Below are 16729 nucleotides of genomic sequence, written 5' to 3'. Positions count from 1 at the left end.
ACTAACCGCCGATGTAGGACATTTCGATCTTGCCGCGCTCTGGCAGGGCGGTGGCGGCGGTGCGTATCTCGGAGTAGCGGTCGTCGCGCCCGCGCCAGACGGCGGCAATTTCACGGCGCAGCGCCTCGTCGCCGGCGCCGTGGCGCAGCAGGGCGCGCAGGTCATGGCCGGCCCGGGCGAAGAGGCAGGTATAGAGCTGGCCCTCGGTGGACAGGCGGATGCGGGTGCAACTGGAACAGAAGGCCTGCGTCACGGAGGAGATGACGCCGATTTCGCCGCCGCCGTCGGTATAGCGCCAGCGCTCGGCGACTTCGCCGGGGTAGTTGGCGTCGATGGCGGCGAGCGGAAACTCGGCGGCGATGCGGGCGATGACCTCGGCCGAGGGCAGCACCTCGTCCATGCGCCAGCCATTCGACGCGCCGACGTCCATGTACTCGATGAAGCGCAGGATGTGGCCGCTGTTGCGGAAATGGCGGGCCAGCGGCAGGATCTGGTCGTCGTTGCTGCCGCGCTTGACCACGCAATTCACCTTGACCGGCGCCAGGCCCGCCGCTGCGGCGGCGGCAATGCCGTCGAGCACGTCGCCGACCGCGAAATCGACGTCGTTCATGCGCTTGAACACGGCGTCGTCGATGCCGTCGAGGCTGACCGTGACGCGGGTGAGGCCGGCATCCTTCAGCGCCCGCGCCTTCTTCGCCAGCAGCGAGCCATTGGTGGTCAGCGTGAGTTCCACCGGCAGCTTCGCCAGTTGCCCGATCAGGTTCTCGATATGCCGGCGCAGCAGCGGTTCGCCGCCGGTGATGCGAATCTTTTCCACGCCCTGATCGACGAAGATTTTCGCGACGCGGACGATCTCCTCGAAGGAGAGCAGCTGCTGGCGCGGCAGGAAGGCGTAGTCGTCGCCGAACACTTCTTTCGGCATGCAATACACGCAGCGGAAATTGCAGCGGTCGGTGACGGAGATGCGCAGGTCGCGCACGCGCCGCCCGCGCCGGTCGACCAGCTCGCCTTCGGGCGGCGCGGCAAGGTCGCGGGCCGGCGGCAGCGTGGCCCGGGTGGTCCTGGCGATGGGAATGATGTGGCCTTTGCTCATGTACCAACTATAAGCCGGGCGCGATTTCGAGACAACAGCCGCGGTCGCTGGCATCGCGCCGCAAAGCCGGCGCTTCGAGCAGCTTGACCAGGGTATGTAGGGTGCGATTGACCGGGGTGGCAATCGCCAATGCCTCGCCCTTGCGCACCACGTAACCGTTCAGATGGTCGATCTCGCTGGGCTTGCGGCGCGCCAGATCCTGCGCGGTGGAGGAAAGCTGGCCGGGCATGGTCAGCGCGATCCGCTGTACCGCTTCCCACATGTCGCCGGGCACGCTGATGCCTGCATCCTGTGCCACGGCAAGGCACTCCTGCACCGCGTCGCGCATCAGGCGTTCGACGCCATCGCCCTGCACCAGCCGGCCGTAGGGCAGTTGCGTGATCGCGGAGAGGGCGTTGTAGGCGCAATTGACGATCAGCTTGGCCCAGAGCGCGCCCGCGACATTGTCGGAGATTTGCACCGGGACTCCGGCGTCGGCAAACATCCTGGCCAACGCCTGGCTGGTGGCCGCCGGCCCGATGACCAGTTCGCCGCGCCCGTGGTGTTTGACGTGGCCGGGCCCGGCCATTTCGGTGGCGACATAGACAACCGCCGGGATAACCTCGCGTCCGAGCCGTGCCTGCAATCTCTCGGCATTGTCGACGCCGTTCTGCAAGCTCCATACGACGGCGTCGGGTTCGAGGTGCGGCGCCATTTCCGCGGCGGCGGTTTCGGTGTCGGTCGACTTGACGCAGCACAGCACCAGCTTCGCGTCCTTTGTGCCGCTGGCGTCGGTGGCGGCCTGCATCGGCACATGGGCCTGGAATGTTTGCGTGTCGAGGAACAGGCCGGCGCGGCGCACGGCCTCGACGTGTTGCGGCCGCCCGATCAGGACGACTTCATGCCCGGCGCGCGCCAGCATGCCGCCGTAGTAGCAGCCGACCGCGCCGGCGCCCATCACCGCAATCTTCATGTCACTCGCTCCACACCGCTTGCCGGCTGCCAGTGTAGCGGCTCAATACCTCCGCCGGTGGCGCAAGACTATCCGGCCGCCAGCGCCGCCAGCAGTTCCTGCTCGCGCGCCCTGGCCTTCTCGATGCCGGCCCGCTTGACGTGGCCGTAGCCGCGAATCTGCTCCGGCAGCGCGGCCAGTTCCAGCAGCACGGGCAGGGTTCGCGCATCGAGTCGGGGCAGAACGCCATCGATCATTCGCGCGTAGTCGCTGGCCAGCTGGCGTTCCAGCCGACGCTCCGCACCGTAGCCGAAGATGTCGAGCCAGGTGCCGCGCAAACGCCGGGCGCGGGCGAGCAGCTTCAGCAGCGGCAGCAGCCATTGGCCGTAGCTGCGCTTCTTCGGCGCGCCGCTGGCGTCAAGGCCGGCCAGCAGTGGTGGGGCGAGGTGGAACTGAAGGTGGTAGTCGCCTTCGAAGGCTTCCGCCAGCGCCTTGCTGAACGTTCCGTCGGTGTACAGACGGGCCACTTCGTATTCGTCCTTGCAGGCCAGCAGCCTGGCGAAGTTCTTCGCCACGGCGCGGGTCAGCGGCAGTTCCGGATCGCTGCCGGCGACGGCCTGTTCGGCGTGCATGGCGCGCTCCACCAAGCGGCGATACGTATCGGCATAGGCGGCATCCTGATAGGCCGTGAGCTGGGCCGCGCGCGCCTCGATAAGTGCGCCGGGGCTGTCGTCGTTTGCCGCCGCTCCGTTGCTGCCGATGCGGTCCAGCGCGGCCGGCTCGGCGGCGGACAGCCGGCCGATATGGAAGGCCAGCAGGTTCATATCCACCGCCACGCCATTCAATTCGATGGCGCGCTCGATCGCGGCGAGCGACACCGGGATCAAACCCTGCTGCCAGGCGTGGCCCATGAGCAGGATGTTGCTTCCCACCGCATCGCCGAGCAGGCGTGTCGCAAGTTCGTTGGCATCGCAGATGCTGATTTGTCCGGCGCCGGCGGCAAAGCGCATTTTTTCCAGAAGCTCGGCGGCGTGCAGGTCGGCATCCGGATTCCTGACGAAGGCATCGGTCGGGATTTCATGGCTGTTGACCACCAGCCGGGTGCGGCCGCGGCTCAGGGTCTGCAACGCGGCTTCGCTGGCGCCGACCACCGTGTCGCAGGCCAGCATCATGTCGGCCTGCTGCGTGTCGATGCGCGCCTGGTTAAGCAAGTCGGGGCGTGCCGCGAGGCGCACAAAGGACAGCACGGCACCGCCTTTCTGCGCGAAGCCCATGAAGTCGAGCACCGAGGCGCTGTGGCCGTCGAGGTGGGCGGCCATGGTGATCAGGGCGCCGATGGTGACGATGCCGGTGCCGCCGACGCCGGTGACGAGGATGTCGTAAGGCGCATCGGCCAGCGGGGATTCCGGCAAGGGCAGGGCAGTTGCCGCTTGCAGCAGTTGTTCGCGGTCGGCCATGGCGCCACGGCGCGGCGTGCCGCCGATCACGGAAACGAAGCTCGGGCAGAAGCCATCGACACAGGAATAGTCCTGGTTGCAGGCGGCCTGATCGATGATGCGCTTGCGTCCGAGCGGGGTTTCCAGCGGCAGCACCGAGAGGCAGTTCGACTTCCTGCCGCAGTCGCCGCAGCCTTCGCAGACTTCGCTGTTGATGAAAATTCGCCGTGCCGCCAGCGCCGACTCTCCCTTTTTGCGGCGGCGGCGTTTTTCGGCGGCGCAGACCTGTTCGTAGATCAGCACCGTGACGCCCGATACTTCGCGCAGTTGGCGCTGCACGGCATCGAGTTCCGCGCGGGGATGGAAGCTCGTTCCTTTGGGGAAATCGCCTTCCTGACCGCGGTATTTCTCCGGTGCGTCGCTGACGATGACCACGCGCTGCGCGCCTTCGGCTTCCACCTGGCGCGCCATCCGGGCCACCGAGATCGAGCCGTCCGGCGGCTGGCCGCCGGTCATCGCCACCGCGTCGTTGTAGAGGATCTTGTAGGTGATGTTGGCGCGGGCGGCGATGGCCTGGCGGATGGCGAGGATGCCGGAATGGAAATAGGTGCCGTCGCCGAGGTTCTGGAACATGTGCCGGCGCGTGGTGAACAGGCTGTGCGCCGCCCAATCGATGCCTTCGCCGCCCATGTGGATGGCGCCGGCGGTGTCGCGGTCCATCCACGAGGCCATGTAGTGGCAGCCGATGCCGGGCGCGGCGACCGATCCGGCGGGGACGCGGGTCGAGGTGTTGTGCGGGCAGCCGGAACAGAAATACGGAATGCGCTTCACCGCATCGGCGGCGTTGGAGAGTACCGCGGGGGCGGTGAAATCGACCACCCGTTCGCGCCGGTCGAGCGCCGGTTTGTGGCCGGCGAGCCAGTTTGCGACGACCGGCATGATGCGCGAAGGGCGCAGTTCGCCGGTGGCGGCGAGCAGCGGCTTGCCCAGCACATCAGTCTTGCCGATGATGCGCGGGCGCTCTGCTTCGGGCCGGTTGTAAAACTGCGTGCGCAGTTGCTGTTCGACCACCGCACCCTTTTCCTCGATCACCAGAACTTCCTTGAGGTTCGTGCAGAACTCGTCGATGCGGCCGGTTTCCAGCGGGAAGCTCAAGCCGACCTTGTAGATGCGCACGCCTTGGGCGTCGAGTTCGGCGAGGCTCAAGCCAAGCCGGCGGAAGGTTTCCATCAGGTCGAAATGCGCCTTGCCGCAGGTGACGATGCCGATGTCGGCGTCGGGGCCGGGGCAGATCAGCTTGTCGATCGAGTTGGTTCGGGCGAAGTGCCGCACGGCATCGAGCTTGGCCGCAAGGCGCAGCTCGATGGCCGGGCTGGGGTTGTCGTTGGGGCGGAAATGCAGCCCGCCCGGCGGCGCAACAAAGCCTTCCGGCGCGGCGAAGCGCGGCGCGATGGCATCCAGATCCACCGTCATCGCGCTTTCGATGGTTTCCGAAATCGCCTTGAAGCCGACCCAGGCACCCGAGAAGCGCGACAGCGCCCAGCCGTAGAGGCCGAACTCCAGCATCTCGGCGACGTTGGCCGGGTTCACCACCGGCATGCCCCAGGCCTGCATCACGAAATCGCTCTGGTGCGGCATGGACGATGAAACGCAGCCGTGGTCGTCGCCGGCCACCACGAGTACGCCGCCGGTCGGCGAAGAGCCGTAGGCATTCCCGTGGTGCAGCGCGTCGGCGGCGCGGTCGACGCCCGGTCCCTTGCCGTACCAGAGCGCGAAGACACCCGTCACCGTGCGCTGCGGGTCGCTTTCCACCTGTTGGCTGCCGAGTACGGCGGTGGCGCCGGCTTCTTCGTTGATGGCCGGCAGGAAGTGGATGTTGGCGGCGGCCAGTTGCGCATTGGCCCGCCACAGGGCCTGGTCGTAGGCGCCCAGCGGTGAGCCGCGGTAGCCACTGATAAAGCCGGCGGTGTCGAGTCCGGCCGCGATGTCGCGCTGACGCTGCATCAGCGGCAGGCGCACCAGCGCCTGGGTGCCGGTGAGGAAAATCCTGCCGCCGGTCGCTGCCAGCGCGTCTTCAAGCCGATAGTCGCCGCGCGGCAACGGCGGCCGATGGGTACTGTTCATGCGCTCCTCCGGTGTCGCGGCTTTTTGGATGGCGATGCCGCTATCGCACAGCACTTTAGACATCAGGGTGGAGAAAGTGTTACCTTTTGTTCTCTGTATCAGGTGCAAACAAGAACAATCGTTTCCATAAAACAGGAATATCGAAATGAATGAACTCGATGGCTACTCCAAGAAGCTCCTGCGCGAACTGCAACTCGACTCACGCCGCTCGATGCAGGACTTGTCAGCCCGCGTCGGCCTTTCCGGCACGCCGTGCTGGCGGCGCGTCAGGGAAATGGAAGAATCCGGACTGATCCGGCGCTACACGGTGCTGCTGGATCGCGAGAAGCTCGGGCTGCATGTCTGCTGTCTGGTCAGCGTCAATCTGCAGCGTCACGTGAAGGGGGCAATCGAAGAATTCGAAACGGCGATTGCCGAGTGCCCGGAAGTGGTCGAATGCTTCAGCGCGACCGGCGCGGCGGATTACCTGCTGAAGGTCGTCGCGCCCGACATCAAGGCCTTCGATGCCTTCCTCAACCAGGTCGTGTTTACCTTGCCGGGCGTCGCCAACGTGCGGACCAGCGTGGTCCTGCGCGAACTGAAATATGAGACGGCGCTGCCGGTGTGAATTCGTCCTTGGCGCGGCAGCGCTTGCGCAGGGGCTGGGTCGAGCGCCAGGCGATGGGTACAATGGCCCATCGCCGAGCGACAGTGCTCGGAGCGCGTTTTTTTACGGGACAACTCATTCATGAAGTTCATTCTTGCTTTTTTGACAGTGCTTTGCGCCAGCGCCGGCTGGAGCGCCGAACAACCGATGCCGGCTCCGGCAACCGTGCTCAAGGGCGAAGTTCTGGAAGTCAGGGACGTCGAGAGCTATAGCTATCTGCGACTCAAGACCGGGGATGGCGAAATCTGGGCCGCGGTGTCCAGGGCGCCGGTAAAGAAGGGCGCCAAGGTCACCGTCGAAAACGTGATGGTGATGAACAATTTCGAGAGCAAGTCGCTGAAGCGAAAATTCGACAAGATCGCGTTTGGCAGCCTGGCCGGGGCTTCTGCAAAGCCAGGCGTCACTGGGAGCGCGATGGCCTCGGCCCACGCGAGTGTGCCGAAAGCCGAGCCCGTAGCCGACGTCAAGGTGGCAAAGGCCAGCGGTCCCGATGCGCGAACAGTTGCAGAGGTCATTGTCAGGAGTGCTGAACTCAAGGACAGGCCGGTCCAGGTTCGCGGCCAGGTCGTCAAGTTCAACCCCTCGATCATGGGCAAGAACTGGATTCATCTGCGCGATGGATCGGGTTCGGCGGCGGACGGCACGAACGACGTGCTGGTGACAACGCTCGATCAGGCCAAGGTCGGCGATGTGGTGCTGGTCAAGGGTATCGTGCGCACCGACAAGGACTTTGGCGCCGGTTATTCCTACAAGGTGCTGATCGAGGAAGCCACGTTGCGGCAGTAATCGACAGCGCCGGCGCCTCGTTGTCCGGGTGCTAGTGAATTTCCCGTGTTTCGAGGAACTTCACTTCCGGATGGCGTTCCTGGGTCATGGCCAGATTGACCCGGTTGGGCGCCAGATAGACATGATCGCCGGCGCCATCGAGCGCCACATTGACGCCCGACTTGTCGGCCAGCGCCCGGATCGCCAGGTCGTCGCCGCGCAGCCAGCGCGCCGTGGCGACCGGGTAGGGCTCGAACATCACGTCGACGCCGTACTCGAATTCGAGGCGGTGGGCCACCACGTCGAACTGCAGGGTGCCGACCGCGCCGAGGATCAGGTCGTTGCTGTGGATCGGCTTGAACAACTGCGTCGCGCCTTCCTCGGCCAACTGCTGCAAGCCTTTTTGCAACTGCTTCATTTTCAGCGGATTGCGAATCTGGGCGCGGCGGAAGTGTTCCGGCGCGAAGCAGGGAATGCCGGTGAACTTGAGGTCTTCGCCTTCGCTGAAGGCATCGCCGAGCAGGACCGTGCCGTGGTTCGGAATGCCGAGGATGTCGCCCGGCCAGGCTTCGTCGGTGGTGTTGCGGTCCTGCGCCATGAAGGTGATGGCGTTGTTGACGGCCAGCGTCTTGCCGGTCGAACGTTGCCTGAGCTTGATGCCGCGCTCGAACTTGCCCGAGCAGACGCGGACGAAGGCGATGCGGTCGCGGTGCTTGGGGTCCATGTTGGCCTGGATCTTGAACACGAAGCCGGTGAACTTCGCTTCGGCGGGCTGCACCAGACGCGTTTCGGTGGCGCGGGGCTGCGGTGCGGGAGACAACTCCACCACGGCGTCGAGCAGCGACTGCACGCCGAAGTTGTTCACCGCCGAGCCGAAGTACACCGGCGTCTGCCTGCCGGCGAGGTAGGCTTCCTGATCGAAGGCATGCGAAGCGCCGCGCACTAGTTCGACTTCCATGCGCAGTTCTTCGGCCTGGTCCGGAATCAGTTCGTCGAGGCGCGGGTTGTCCAGCCCCTCGATGATCTCGGAAGTGCCTTTCTCGGCTTGCGGGTCGAAGAAGTAGACGATGTCGTCGTAGAGGTGATACACGCCGCGAAAGCGCTTGCCCATGCTGATCGGCCAGGTCATCGGCGCGCACTGGATGTCGAGCACCGATTCGATCTCGTCGAGCAGTTCGATCGGCGGCCGGCCTTCGCGGTCGAGCTTGTTGATGAAAGTCAGGATCGGCGTGTCGCGCAGGCGGCAGACGTTGAGCAGCTTGATGGTCTGCGCTTCGACGCCGTTCACCGAATCGATCACCATCACCGCCGAATCGACCGCGGTCAGCGTGCGGTAGGTGTCTTCCGAGAAATCCTCGTGGCCCGGCGTGTCGAGCAGGTTGATCATGCACTCGCGGTAGGGGAACTGCATCACCGAGCTGGTGACCGAAATGCCGCGCTGCTTTTCGAGTTCCATCCAGTCCGAGGTGGCGTGGCGGGATGCCTTGCGCGCGCGGACTTCGCCGGCGACCTGGATGGCGCCGCCGAACCACAGCAGCTTTTCGGTGAGCGTGGTCTTGCCCGCGTCCGGGTGGGAAATGATGGCGAAGGTGCGGCGACGGGCGAGTTCGAGTTCTAGCTGGGACACGGCGGCAGGGAGATTGATGCCAAGGGCCGCGATTATACGGTGCTGGCGAAGAGTCGGCGCTGGCGGCTCTGCGTACCTGGGATTCCGCTTTATGTCCCGGAGGGACGGTATCCCCTTGTGGGACGCGGGCAGGTAACGGCGATGCGCTACCTTTGGGATCAGTTTGCCGCTTGTACGATCTCCATCCTCGGCAAGGCGGCGGGAAATCCGCCTGGACGTCGCGGCTTTTCGCCGGCCAGCACCCAGTCCGCATCGAGCGAGCGGATCGGCACCCCGACGTCGGCGGGAATGCGGCCGGACACCTGCAGGGCCAGATAGCGGCCGCAACTGACGCGGAGAAACGAACTGAAGTTGGCACAGTCGCCACCAGTCTCGGCCAACTCGTCGTAGAGACGCGTGATCAGTTGGGCAACGCTGAGACCGTCGCGCGCGCCGATTTCCTCCAGCACCTGCCAGAACAGGTTCTCCAGGCGGATGCTGGTGGCCACGCCCGAAAGCCGCAGGGAACGGGAACGGCAGCGATACAGTTCAGGGTCGGCGCTGATGAATAGGCGGAGCAGGTGCGGCCCTTGAGCACGCCGGCCGCGGCCAGCAACTGGGCGCCGTGGCAGATGGCGGCCACCGGTTTGCTGGCGCTGAAGAAATGACGCACGATGTCGAGCACCACGGGATTGAGGCGCAGGTATTCCGGTGCGCGGCCGCCGGGGATTACCAGCGCGTCGTAGCTTTCCGCCTTGAGGTCGGCGAAGCTGGCGTTCAGCGCGAAGTTATGGCCGCGTTTTTCCGAATAGGTCTGCTGGCCTTCGAAATCGTGAATCGCCGTGGCGACGCTGTCACCGGCCTTCTTGTCGGGGCAGGCCGCGTGCACCGTGTGGCCGACGGCCAGCAGGGCCTGGAACGGCACCATCACTTCATAGTCCTCGACGTAATCGCCGACCAGCATCAGTATCTTTTTGGCTGCCATGTCTCTCTCCTTGTCATGGATGGGCATGCACAGGCATGCCCCGGGGCATTGTTTCAGTTGATGGGGCGAATCGGGTAGTAGCCGGCTAATGCATCGGGCCAGTGGACCTCAAAGGCAATTAACCCTGTCAGAAATATGGGGCGTGTAACATATTGGTCAGCTATGTGTTTTGTAAATTTATCCAATGCCGCAAGACATGCTTGACGACGAGGATCGATCTGCGGGGCTTTCAGGCTTGGGACTCTGGCCTGCGTGGATCGCGCTTGCCTGTTCACTGGCACTGACGGCTGTCGTCTGGCGTTACTCCAGCGAGGACGTCGAGCGCCAGTTGCGTCTTGAATTCGAAGCCGAGGCCACGCAGGCGCGGGCCGACCTCGACAGTCGCATGGCTGCTTATACGCAAACCTTGCGCGGGGCGGCCGCCCTGTTCGCTGCCAGCGAGAGGGTCACGAGCAAGGATTGGCGCGACTATGTGGCCGGCCTCAAGCTGGAAACCAACTATCCGGGAATCCAGGCCGTAATTTTTTCCCGTTCCGTTGCCGAGTCGGAACTTGGTGCGCTGGTCCGCTCGATGCGAAACAACGGTATGCCGGATTTCGCCGCGCACCCCGCGGGACGCCGCGAGCATTACGTGGTGAATGTCTATGCCGAACCACGCGTCGGACTCAACAACAAGGCAATCGGACTCGACATGTGGCAGAACCCGGAAAGCCGCGAGACCATGCAACGGGCGCGCGGCGCCGGCGAGCCGATGATCACCGGCAGGGTCACGCTCCTGATCGACGACCAGAATCCGGTGCCGTCCTTCATCATGTATCTGCCGGTGATGACGGGGTCGGGGAAGGAGGTTTTTGGCTATGTGCTGAGTCCCGTGCGCATGCCGGCGCTGATGGCGGATCTGCTCAAGCGGAATCCCCGCGGCATCTCCCTGAGCATCCACGACGGCACGGTGGCTCGCGAGGAAAACCTGCTGTACAGCAGCGACCCGGAACAGATTGGGCCTCCCGCGCGATTCGGCTTCAGCGAGAAAGCCGTGGTGGGTGGGCGGCCATGGACCTTGACCTATTCCAGCCGACCGGCGCTTGAAGCGCGTGGGGACACGTCGCGTCCGACAAAAGTACTGCTGGGAGGCTTGTTGGGTAGCGCGCTGCTGTTCAGCATTGCCTTGTCGCTTGCCACCAATCGCGACCGCGCCGTGCGCCTGGCGGGCAGGATGACGGCTTCCCTGCGGGAAAGCGAGGCGCAGTTCAGGGTTCTGGTGGAACAGGCACCCGACGCCATCGCCGTGTATGACGTCGATTTGGGGCGGTTCATCGAGGCGAATTCCCAGGCCGAACAGTTGTTCGGCTGTCCCCGCGAAGAGCTTCTGGCCGGAGGCCCTGAAAGATTCCTGCCGCCCGGCATCTTCAATGGCAAGTTTGCATCGGAAAATCTGCAGGAGATGATTGACCGTGTGCTGGCGGGCGACCATATTACGATGGAAAGTTCGTTTCTCAATGCCCAAGGCCAGTCCTTGCATTGCGAGATGCGGCTGGTGCGTTTGCCTGCCGTCGGACGCCGACTGGTGCGTGGCAGCTTCGTGGATATCACCGAACGCAGGCTGGCGGAAAAGGCCCGCGCGCAGGAACAGGAGACACAACGGCACAGCGAAGAACGAGTCCGGTTGTTGTTGAATTCCACCGGCGAGGCGATCTACGGCATCGATCGGGAGGGTCGCTGCACTTTCTGCAATCCAGCCGGCGTGCGCATGCTGGGATGGGCCGACGAGCGGGATCTGCTCGGGCACGAAATGCACGGGCTGACGCATTTCCAGAAACCCGACGGTTCCGCCTACCCTGCCGATGAATGCCCGATCTACAAAGTGCTCGAAACCGGCGAGGATATCTGGGTGGAAGATGAGGTTTTCTTTCGTGCCGATGGCCTCGGATTTCCGGTGCGCTATGGAGCACATCCGCTGCGGCGCGATGGAAAGATCGTTGGGGTGGTCGTAACCTTTACCGATATCACCCTGCGCAAGGCGGCAGAGACGGAAATCAGGAATCTGGCCTTCTATGACCCGCTGACAGGCCTGCCCAATCGGCGCTTGATGCTGGATCGCCTGTGTCAGGCCCTGACCAGCAGCGCGCGGCGCGGGCGCCACGGTGCCCTGATGCTGTTCGACCTGGATGACTTCAAGACTCTGAACGACACGCTGGGGCATGACGTCGGCGACCAGTTTCTGGTTGAAGTCGCCGCGCGCATGGAATCCTGCATACGTGAAGGTGATACGGTAGCCCGCCTCGGTGGCGATGAATTCGTCGTGATCCTCGAAGACCTCGATGCCGAAGCCTCGGCAGCAACGCAGGCCGAGATTGTGGCGGTCAAGATCCAGGCGGCCCTGAACCAGCCCTATGCCCTTCATGCGAGCTATGCTGACGACCGCGACACGCGAAGTTATCACTGTACCTCGAGTATCGGCATTACCCTGTTTCGCGATCAATCGCTGTCAGCCGATGAGTTACTCAAGCGCGCCGACACGGCGATGTATCAGGCCAAGGCGGCGGGACGCAACACCTTGCGTTTCTTCGATCCGGAAATGCAGGCAGCGGTGGCCGCGCGCGCGATCCTGAATTCGGACTTGCGATCAGCCGTGCGCGACCGGCAGTTCCTGTTGCACTACCAGCCGCAGGTGGATGGGGCCGGGCTCGTGACTGGCGTCGAGGCGCTGGTGCGCTGGCAACATCCGCGCCGGGGAATGGTTCCGCCCGGCGATTTCATCCCCCTGGCGGAGGACAACGGCCTGATCCTGCCACTGGGCCGCTGGGTGCTGGAAACCGCATGCCAGCAACTGGCGGTGTGGGGGCAGCGAGAGGAGTCCTCCCATCTCACGATGGCGGTCAATGTCAGCGGTCGCGAGTTCCGGCAGAAGAACTTCGTCGACGATGTGCTCGCGATACTCAGGGATACGGGCGCCAGCTCGGCGCGACTCAAGCTGGAGCTGACCGAGAGCCTGCTGCTGCATGACGTGGAGGACATGATTGCCAAGATGGCGGCGCTGCAGGGGGAAGGCGTGAGTTTCTCTCTCGACGATTTCGGTACCGGCTACTCGTCACTTTCCTACCTGAAGCGCCTGCCCCTGGGACAGCTCAAGATCGACCAGTCCTTTGTGCAGGATGTGCTCGACGACAACAACGACGCGGCGATCGTCCGCACCATCATTGCCCTCGGACAGAGCCTCGGCCTGGGTGTGATCGCCGAAGGGGTGGAGACCCAGGGGCAGCGCGAGTTTCTCGCCCGGCAGGGTTGCCAGGCCTATCAGGGATTCCTGTTCGGCCGGCCGGGCACGGCGGATGACCTTCTGAAAGGATGCAAGGCGGACGATTGACCAAGGCAAGTTCATGCAGCAGGGCCTGTTGAAGCAACAGTGTTCAGCCCTCCGCGGTGAAATGTTCCCATGGCGTCGTGTGATTATTCATTGTGGATACTTTCTGGAGACATGATCATCAACAGTCTGCAAATGCGTAGGGCATTTGCTCTATTGCTGTTGCTATGCGTTTCGTCGTCAATCTGGGCCGGCGCGGAGGAGTCGTTCGTCAGAAAAAGGTTTGTCGAGGCGCGGGACCTTGCGGCAAGAAGCGCCAGTCTTGACGACCTGGGCATTCTGGGCTGGAGCCAGTTCATGCTCGACGACTACGGTTCGGCGATGAACAGCTTTCGCAAGCTTGAAAGAAGCTGGCCCAATGACTTCGATGCGTTGCTGGGCTTGGCCTGGGTCCATACCAAGACGGGAAATCTGGCGGAGGCCGAGAAGTATCTCAAAAAGGCGGAAGCCGTCACGGTGGCCTGGCAGCGGCCGCTGGTTCACGACCTGAAGGGATGGCAGGCGATGAAGCGGGGCAATTACATCGCGGCGGCCCGGCATTTCGAGGATGAGGAAATGGATCCGGGAGGCGCGGTAAGGTCTGACGCAGCGGTCGGCTTGGGCTGGCTGGCTTTCAATCGCGGTGATCTGGCTAGGGCCAGGCAGGAATTCGAACGCGGTCTGGCCCGTGATTCGAAATGCTTTTTCTGCCGCGACGGCCTGGCGCGTATCGCGCTGGCCCGCGGTGAACTCAAGGTGGCTCTTGGCCAGGTCCTGGGGGGCATGGAAGTGACCAGCGACAGTCCGGGGCTCAACTCCCTGTTGTCGTCAGTTCTGGCCGCCATGAACGATCCGGCTTCCAGTCGGCGGATTTACGAGACCCTGATAGCGCGGCACCCGAATGTGATCGCCTACCGGATCGGCTTGGGCAACGCGTTGCTTGCGGAAGGTCGGGCTGAAGAAGCCGAGGCGGAGTTTCGCAAGGTGCTGGCGACCGACGCGGGAAATTCCGAGGCGCAGGCGGGAATCGCCGCCCTGCAGATTCTCAGGACCCGCATCGTCAAGGAGGGCTGGGAAGCTTACTTCAGGGGTTTGTACGACAAGGCTCTGAGCCTGTTCGATGGCAAACGAAAGCAGGCCGCGGCGATCAGGAATCCCTCGGCGGAGGACGGCCGCGGCTGGACTCTGCTCGCCTTGGGCAGGAATGGGGAAGCCAGGGACGCGTTCCGCGCCGCAATCGCCATGGACCCGCAGTTTTTCTACTCGGTCAGCGGCCTTGCCACTGCCGAGGGCCGGCTTCTGGGTAACTACCGCAAGGCCTGGATCCTGCTCGATGCGGGGCGTTTCGACGAGGCTGTCTCGATGTTCGGCAAAGCCCGCAGCCAGACGCCGGCGGACCTGCAATGGCTGATTCAGGATGGTCTGGCCTGGGTGTCCTTCTTCAGGAAAGAGTATGCGGCGGCGGAGAAGGGCTTTGCCGCGGTTCTTGCATCGAACAAGGATGCCTATCTCTCCGAGATGGGACTCGGGCGGGTAGCCCTGGAACGCAAGGACTACAGTGCAGCGATCAGGCATGTGTCGAGGTCCTTGCTGCTGAATCCCTATCAGTTGCTGGTTTCCTACACCATTCCGGCAGCGAAACTGATCGATGCCGGACAGTTCAGGGACGCCAGGGACATCCTGATGCGGGGCGAGCGTATCTACCCATCTTCAGCCGACATCCATTATCTGCTGGCGCGGGCGCAGTCCGGTCTGAACGAGGAACAGGGTGCGGGTACGAGCCTGGCAAAGGCCGCGGAACTGGCGCCGTTCCATATCGATCCGGTTTTCGACAAGGTACCGCTTGGTTTGCAGGCGAAGCAGACGGCCCTGCTGTCGATCGGCTGGGCGCTCTATTACGCCGGAGGTGCGGCGGCTGCAGCGAAGCGATTCGAACAATACGTCGCGGCGGGGGGCACCGCGGTGGGCGGGCTGCTGGGCAGCGGCTGGTCGCAACTGGCGCTCAAGAACCAGCCGGGCGCCAGAAAGTCCTTTGAAGCGGCGATCAGGGGCGGCGACACCGGGGATGCGCATGCAGGCCTCGGTTGGATCCAGATGGGCAGCGAGCAGTTCGCCGATGCCGAACGAAGCTTCAAGACCGCGCTGAGGGCGCTCCCCAATCATGCATCCGCCCAATCCGGTCTGGCAGCCATCCAGTTCCGCAAGACCGTTTTGGTCAAGGATGGATGGGATGCCTATTACAAGGAGGACTACAAGAAGGCTCTGAATGCGTTCGAGGCGAAACTGAATGCGGCTGCCGCGGCCAGGAATCCGGCAGCCGAGGATGGGCGCGGCTGGACGTTGTTGGCAATGGGGAACACCAGGGCTGCACGCGATGCCTTCGACAAGGCCTTGAGGATCGATGCGGACTATTATTCTTCGCAAAGCGGACGCATTGCAGCGCGCAGGGCCGAGCTTGTCCTCTATCAGCAGGCTTGGGGCCACCTCGAAGCAGGACAGTTCGATCAGGCCCGGACGAAGTTCGAAAATGCGCGCAAGGAAAGCGCCCCGGAGTTTATCTGGCTGATCGACGACGGCCTGGCTTGGCTGGCTCTCTACACCAAGGATTACGACGGGGCGGAGAAAGCTTTCCAGGCAATCGTGGCGAAGATGCCAAGGGCTTACCTTTCGCACAAGGGGCTCGGCTATCTGGCGATCGAGCGCAAGCAGTACTCCGCTGCCGCAAGAGCGCTGGTCACTGCCTATTCGCTTGCGCCGTATCAGGGCGTGACGTCCTACACCGTACCTGGCTTGAAACTGATCGATGGCAAGGCCTACCCGCAGGCGCAGGAAGTACTGAGCGTCGGCGAGAAGGTCTATCCCTATTCGTCGGACATTCAGTTCCTGCTCGCGCGGACGGCCCTCGGCCTCGGCGATGAGGACACTGCGGCACACAAGGCCGCGACCGCCGCGACCCTTGCTCCAGCCTACATCGATCCGGCGTTCGACCGCCTCGGACTCCCGCCCAGGGCTGCCCGCACGGCGCTGCCCAGTCTCGCCTGGGGCTTGTATTTTGCGGGAGACAATGCCGGCGCCATCAAGCGCTTCGATGCTGCATTGCGGGTCGGTGCGACCGATCCGAACATAGCCCGCGGCAAGGGTTTTGCCTTGTTCCGGCAGGGCAGGTATCGGGATGCCCTGCCGTTGCTTGAGGCCGCGATGAAGTTGGAGCCGGAAAAGCTGTTGCCCATTGTCGATACTGTCCCGATTCCGGGTACCAATCAATCCTGGACGATTGAGTATACGGCGGGAACAACGCTGGCTTGGGCGCACCATCGGCTGGGTGCTCATGCCAGGGCAGATCAACTGTTCACTGCCGCTGTGACCGACAACCCTGTTAACATCGATGCATTGACGGGTCTCGGCTATGTGCGACTCGCGCTCAAGGATGCTGCCGGAGCACAGATATATTTCGATCGGGCTCTCAGGATTTCACCGCAGTATCCCGACGCATTAAAGGGACTGGCCGCCGTCAGGAAACCATGAAGAGTGCAAAACTGAAACTGCGGCCGCACGTGCGCCTCGAAACCGATGCGGAAGGCAAGGGCGGCATGATGCTCGATACGCAGAGCGGAACGATCTGTGCGTGCAACGAGTCGGCTTGGGCAAGCCTCAAGGCGCTGAAGCGCGGGGCCGACGCGGATGCGTTGGCGAAGGGCCTGACAACAATCTTCGAGGTCGATCCCGATACCGCCCGGAAAGACGTTTTGGCACTGGTTGGCGAGTTGCAGTTGATGGACTTGCTGGAGCAGAAATGACAACGC

General features: G+C 63.6%; 11 protein-coding genes. 5 read left to right on the top strand and 6 right to left on the bottom strand.

Annotated features, from left to right (window positions below; all coding sequences use genetic code 11):
- Position 1: 1 nt before the first annotated feature.
- From moaA to SUTH_RS10720, 3 genes are all read right to left on the bottom strand, one after another.
- Positions 2-1093: a GTP 3',8-cyclase MoaA gene (moaA, locus tag SUTH_RS10730; RefSeq protein ID WP_041099164.1), complete on the bottom strand. Its 1092-nt coding sequence runs from the start codon at positions 1091-1093 to the stop codon at positions 2-4.
- A 7-nt stretch (positions 1094-1100) separates the two neighbouring features.
- Positions 1101-2045: a ketopantoate reductase family protein gene (locus tag SUTH_RS10725; RefSeq protein WP_052473541.1), complete on the bottom strand. Its 945-nt coding sequence runs from the start codon at positions 2043-2045 to the stop codon at positions 1101-1103.
- Positions 2046-2113: 68 nt separating this feature from the next.
- Positions 2114-5584, bottom strand: a complete 3471-nt coding sequence (locus tag SUTH_RS10720) for an indolepyruvate ferredoxin oxidoreductase family protein (protein ID WP_052473540.1) — start codon at positions 5582-5584, stop codon at positions 2114-2116.
- Positions 5585-5729: 145 nt separating this feature from the next.
- On the opposite strand from SUTH_RS10720, the gene SUTH_RS10715 reads away from it, so the two are divergent.
- Positions 5730-6191 (top strand): Lrp/AsnC family transcriptional regulator, encoded by a 462-nt coding sequence (locus SUTH_RS10715; RefSeq protein ID WP_041099162.1) that lies wholly within the window; start codon positions 5730-5732, stop codon positions 6189-6191.
- A 120-nt stretch (positions 6192-6311) separates the two neighbouring features.
- Complete coding sequence (locus SUTH_RS10710; protein ID WP_041099160.1) at positions 6312-7016, top strand: single stranded DNA-binding domain-containing protein; 705 nt, start codon at positions 6312-6314, stop codon at positions 7014-7016.
- Positions 7017-7047: 31 nt separating this feature from the next.
- Here the strand turns inward: SUTH_RS10710 and SUTH_RS10705 are convergent, their stop codons facing one another.
- The 3 genes from SUTH_RS10705 to SUTH_RS10695 form a co-directional block, all read right to left on the bottom strand.
- Positions 7048-8622, bottom strand: a complete 1575-nt coding sequence (locus SUTH_RS10705) for a peptide chain release factor 3 (protein WP_041099158.1) — start codon at positions 8620-8622, stop codon at positions 7048-7050.
- Between the two features lie 158 nt (positions 8623-8780).
- Positions 8781-9110, bottom strand: coding sequence for a ribbon-helix-helix domain-containing protein (locus SUTH_RS10700; protein ID WP_171817355.1), 330 nt, complete (start codon positions 9108-9110; stop codon positions 8781-8783).
- Positions 9023-9586 (bottom strand): DJ-1/PfpI family protein, encoded by a 564-nt coding sequence (locus SUTH_RS10695; protein WP_084207350.1) that lies wholly within the window; start codon positions 9584-9586, stop codon positions 9023-9025. Before SUTH_RS10695 ends, SUTH_RS10700 begins: the two co-directional genes overlap by 88 nt.
- Before the next feature lie 235 nt (positions 9587-9821).
- On the opposite strand from SUTH_RS10695, the gene SUTH_RS18495 reads away from it, so the two are divergent.
- From SUTH_RS18495 to SUTH_RS10680, 3 genes are all read left to right on the top strand, one after another.
- Complete coding sequence (locus SUTH_RS18495) at positions 9822-12950, top strand: bifunctional diguanylate cyclase/phosphodiesterase (RefSeq protein WP_070099380.1); 3129 nt, start codon at positions 9822-9824, stop codon at positions 12948-12950.
- A 111-nt stretch (positions 12951-13061) separates the two neighbouring features.
- Positions 13062-16451, top strand: a complete 3390-nt coding sequence (locus SUTH_RS10685; RefSeq protein WP_171817354.1) for a tetratricopeptide repeat protein — start codon at positions 13062-13064, stop codon at positions 16449-16451.
- Entirely contained in the window at positions 16448-16723 is a 276-nt protein-coding gene (locus tag SUTH_RS10680; protein WP_041099152.1) for a PqqD family protein, read from the top strand. Before SUTH_RS10685 ends, SUTH_RS10680 begins: the two co-directional genes overlap by 4 nt.
- Positions 16724-16729: the final 6 nt, after the last annotated feature.

The sequence above is a fragment of the Sulfuritalea hydrogenivorans sk43H genome (assembly GCF_000828635.1).
In the GTDB taxonomy this organism is placed as follows: Bacteria; Pseudomonadota; Gammaproteobacteria; order Burkholderiales; family Rhodocyclaceae; genus Sulfuritalea; species Sulfuritalea hydrogenivorans.
Note: the sequence above shows the minus strand (reverse complement) of the source record. Positions and strands in the feature narration are given on the sequence as shown.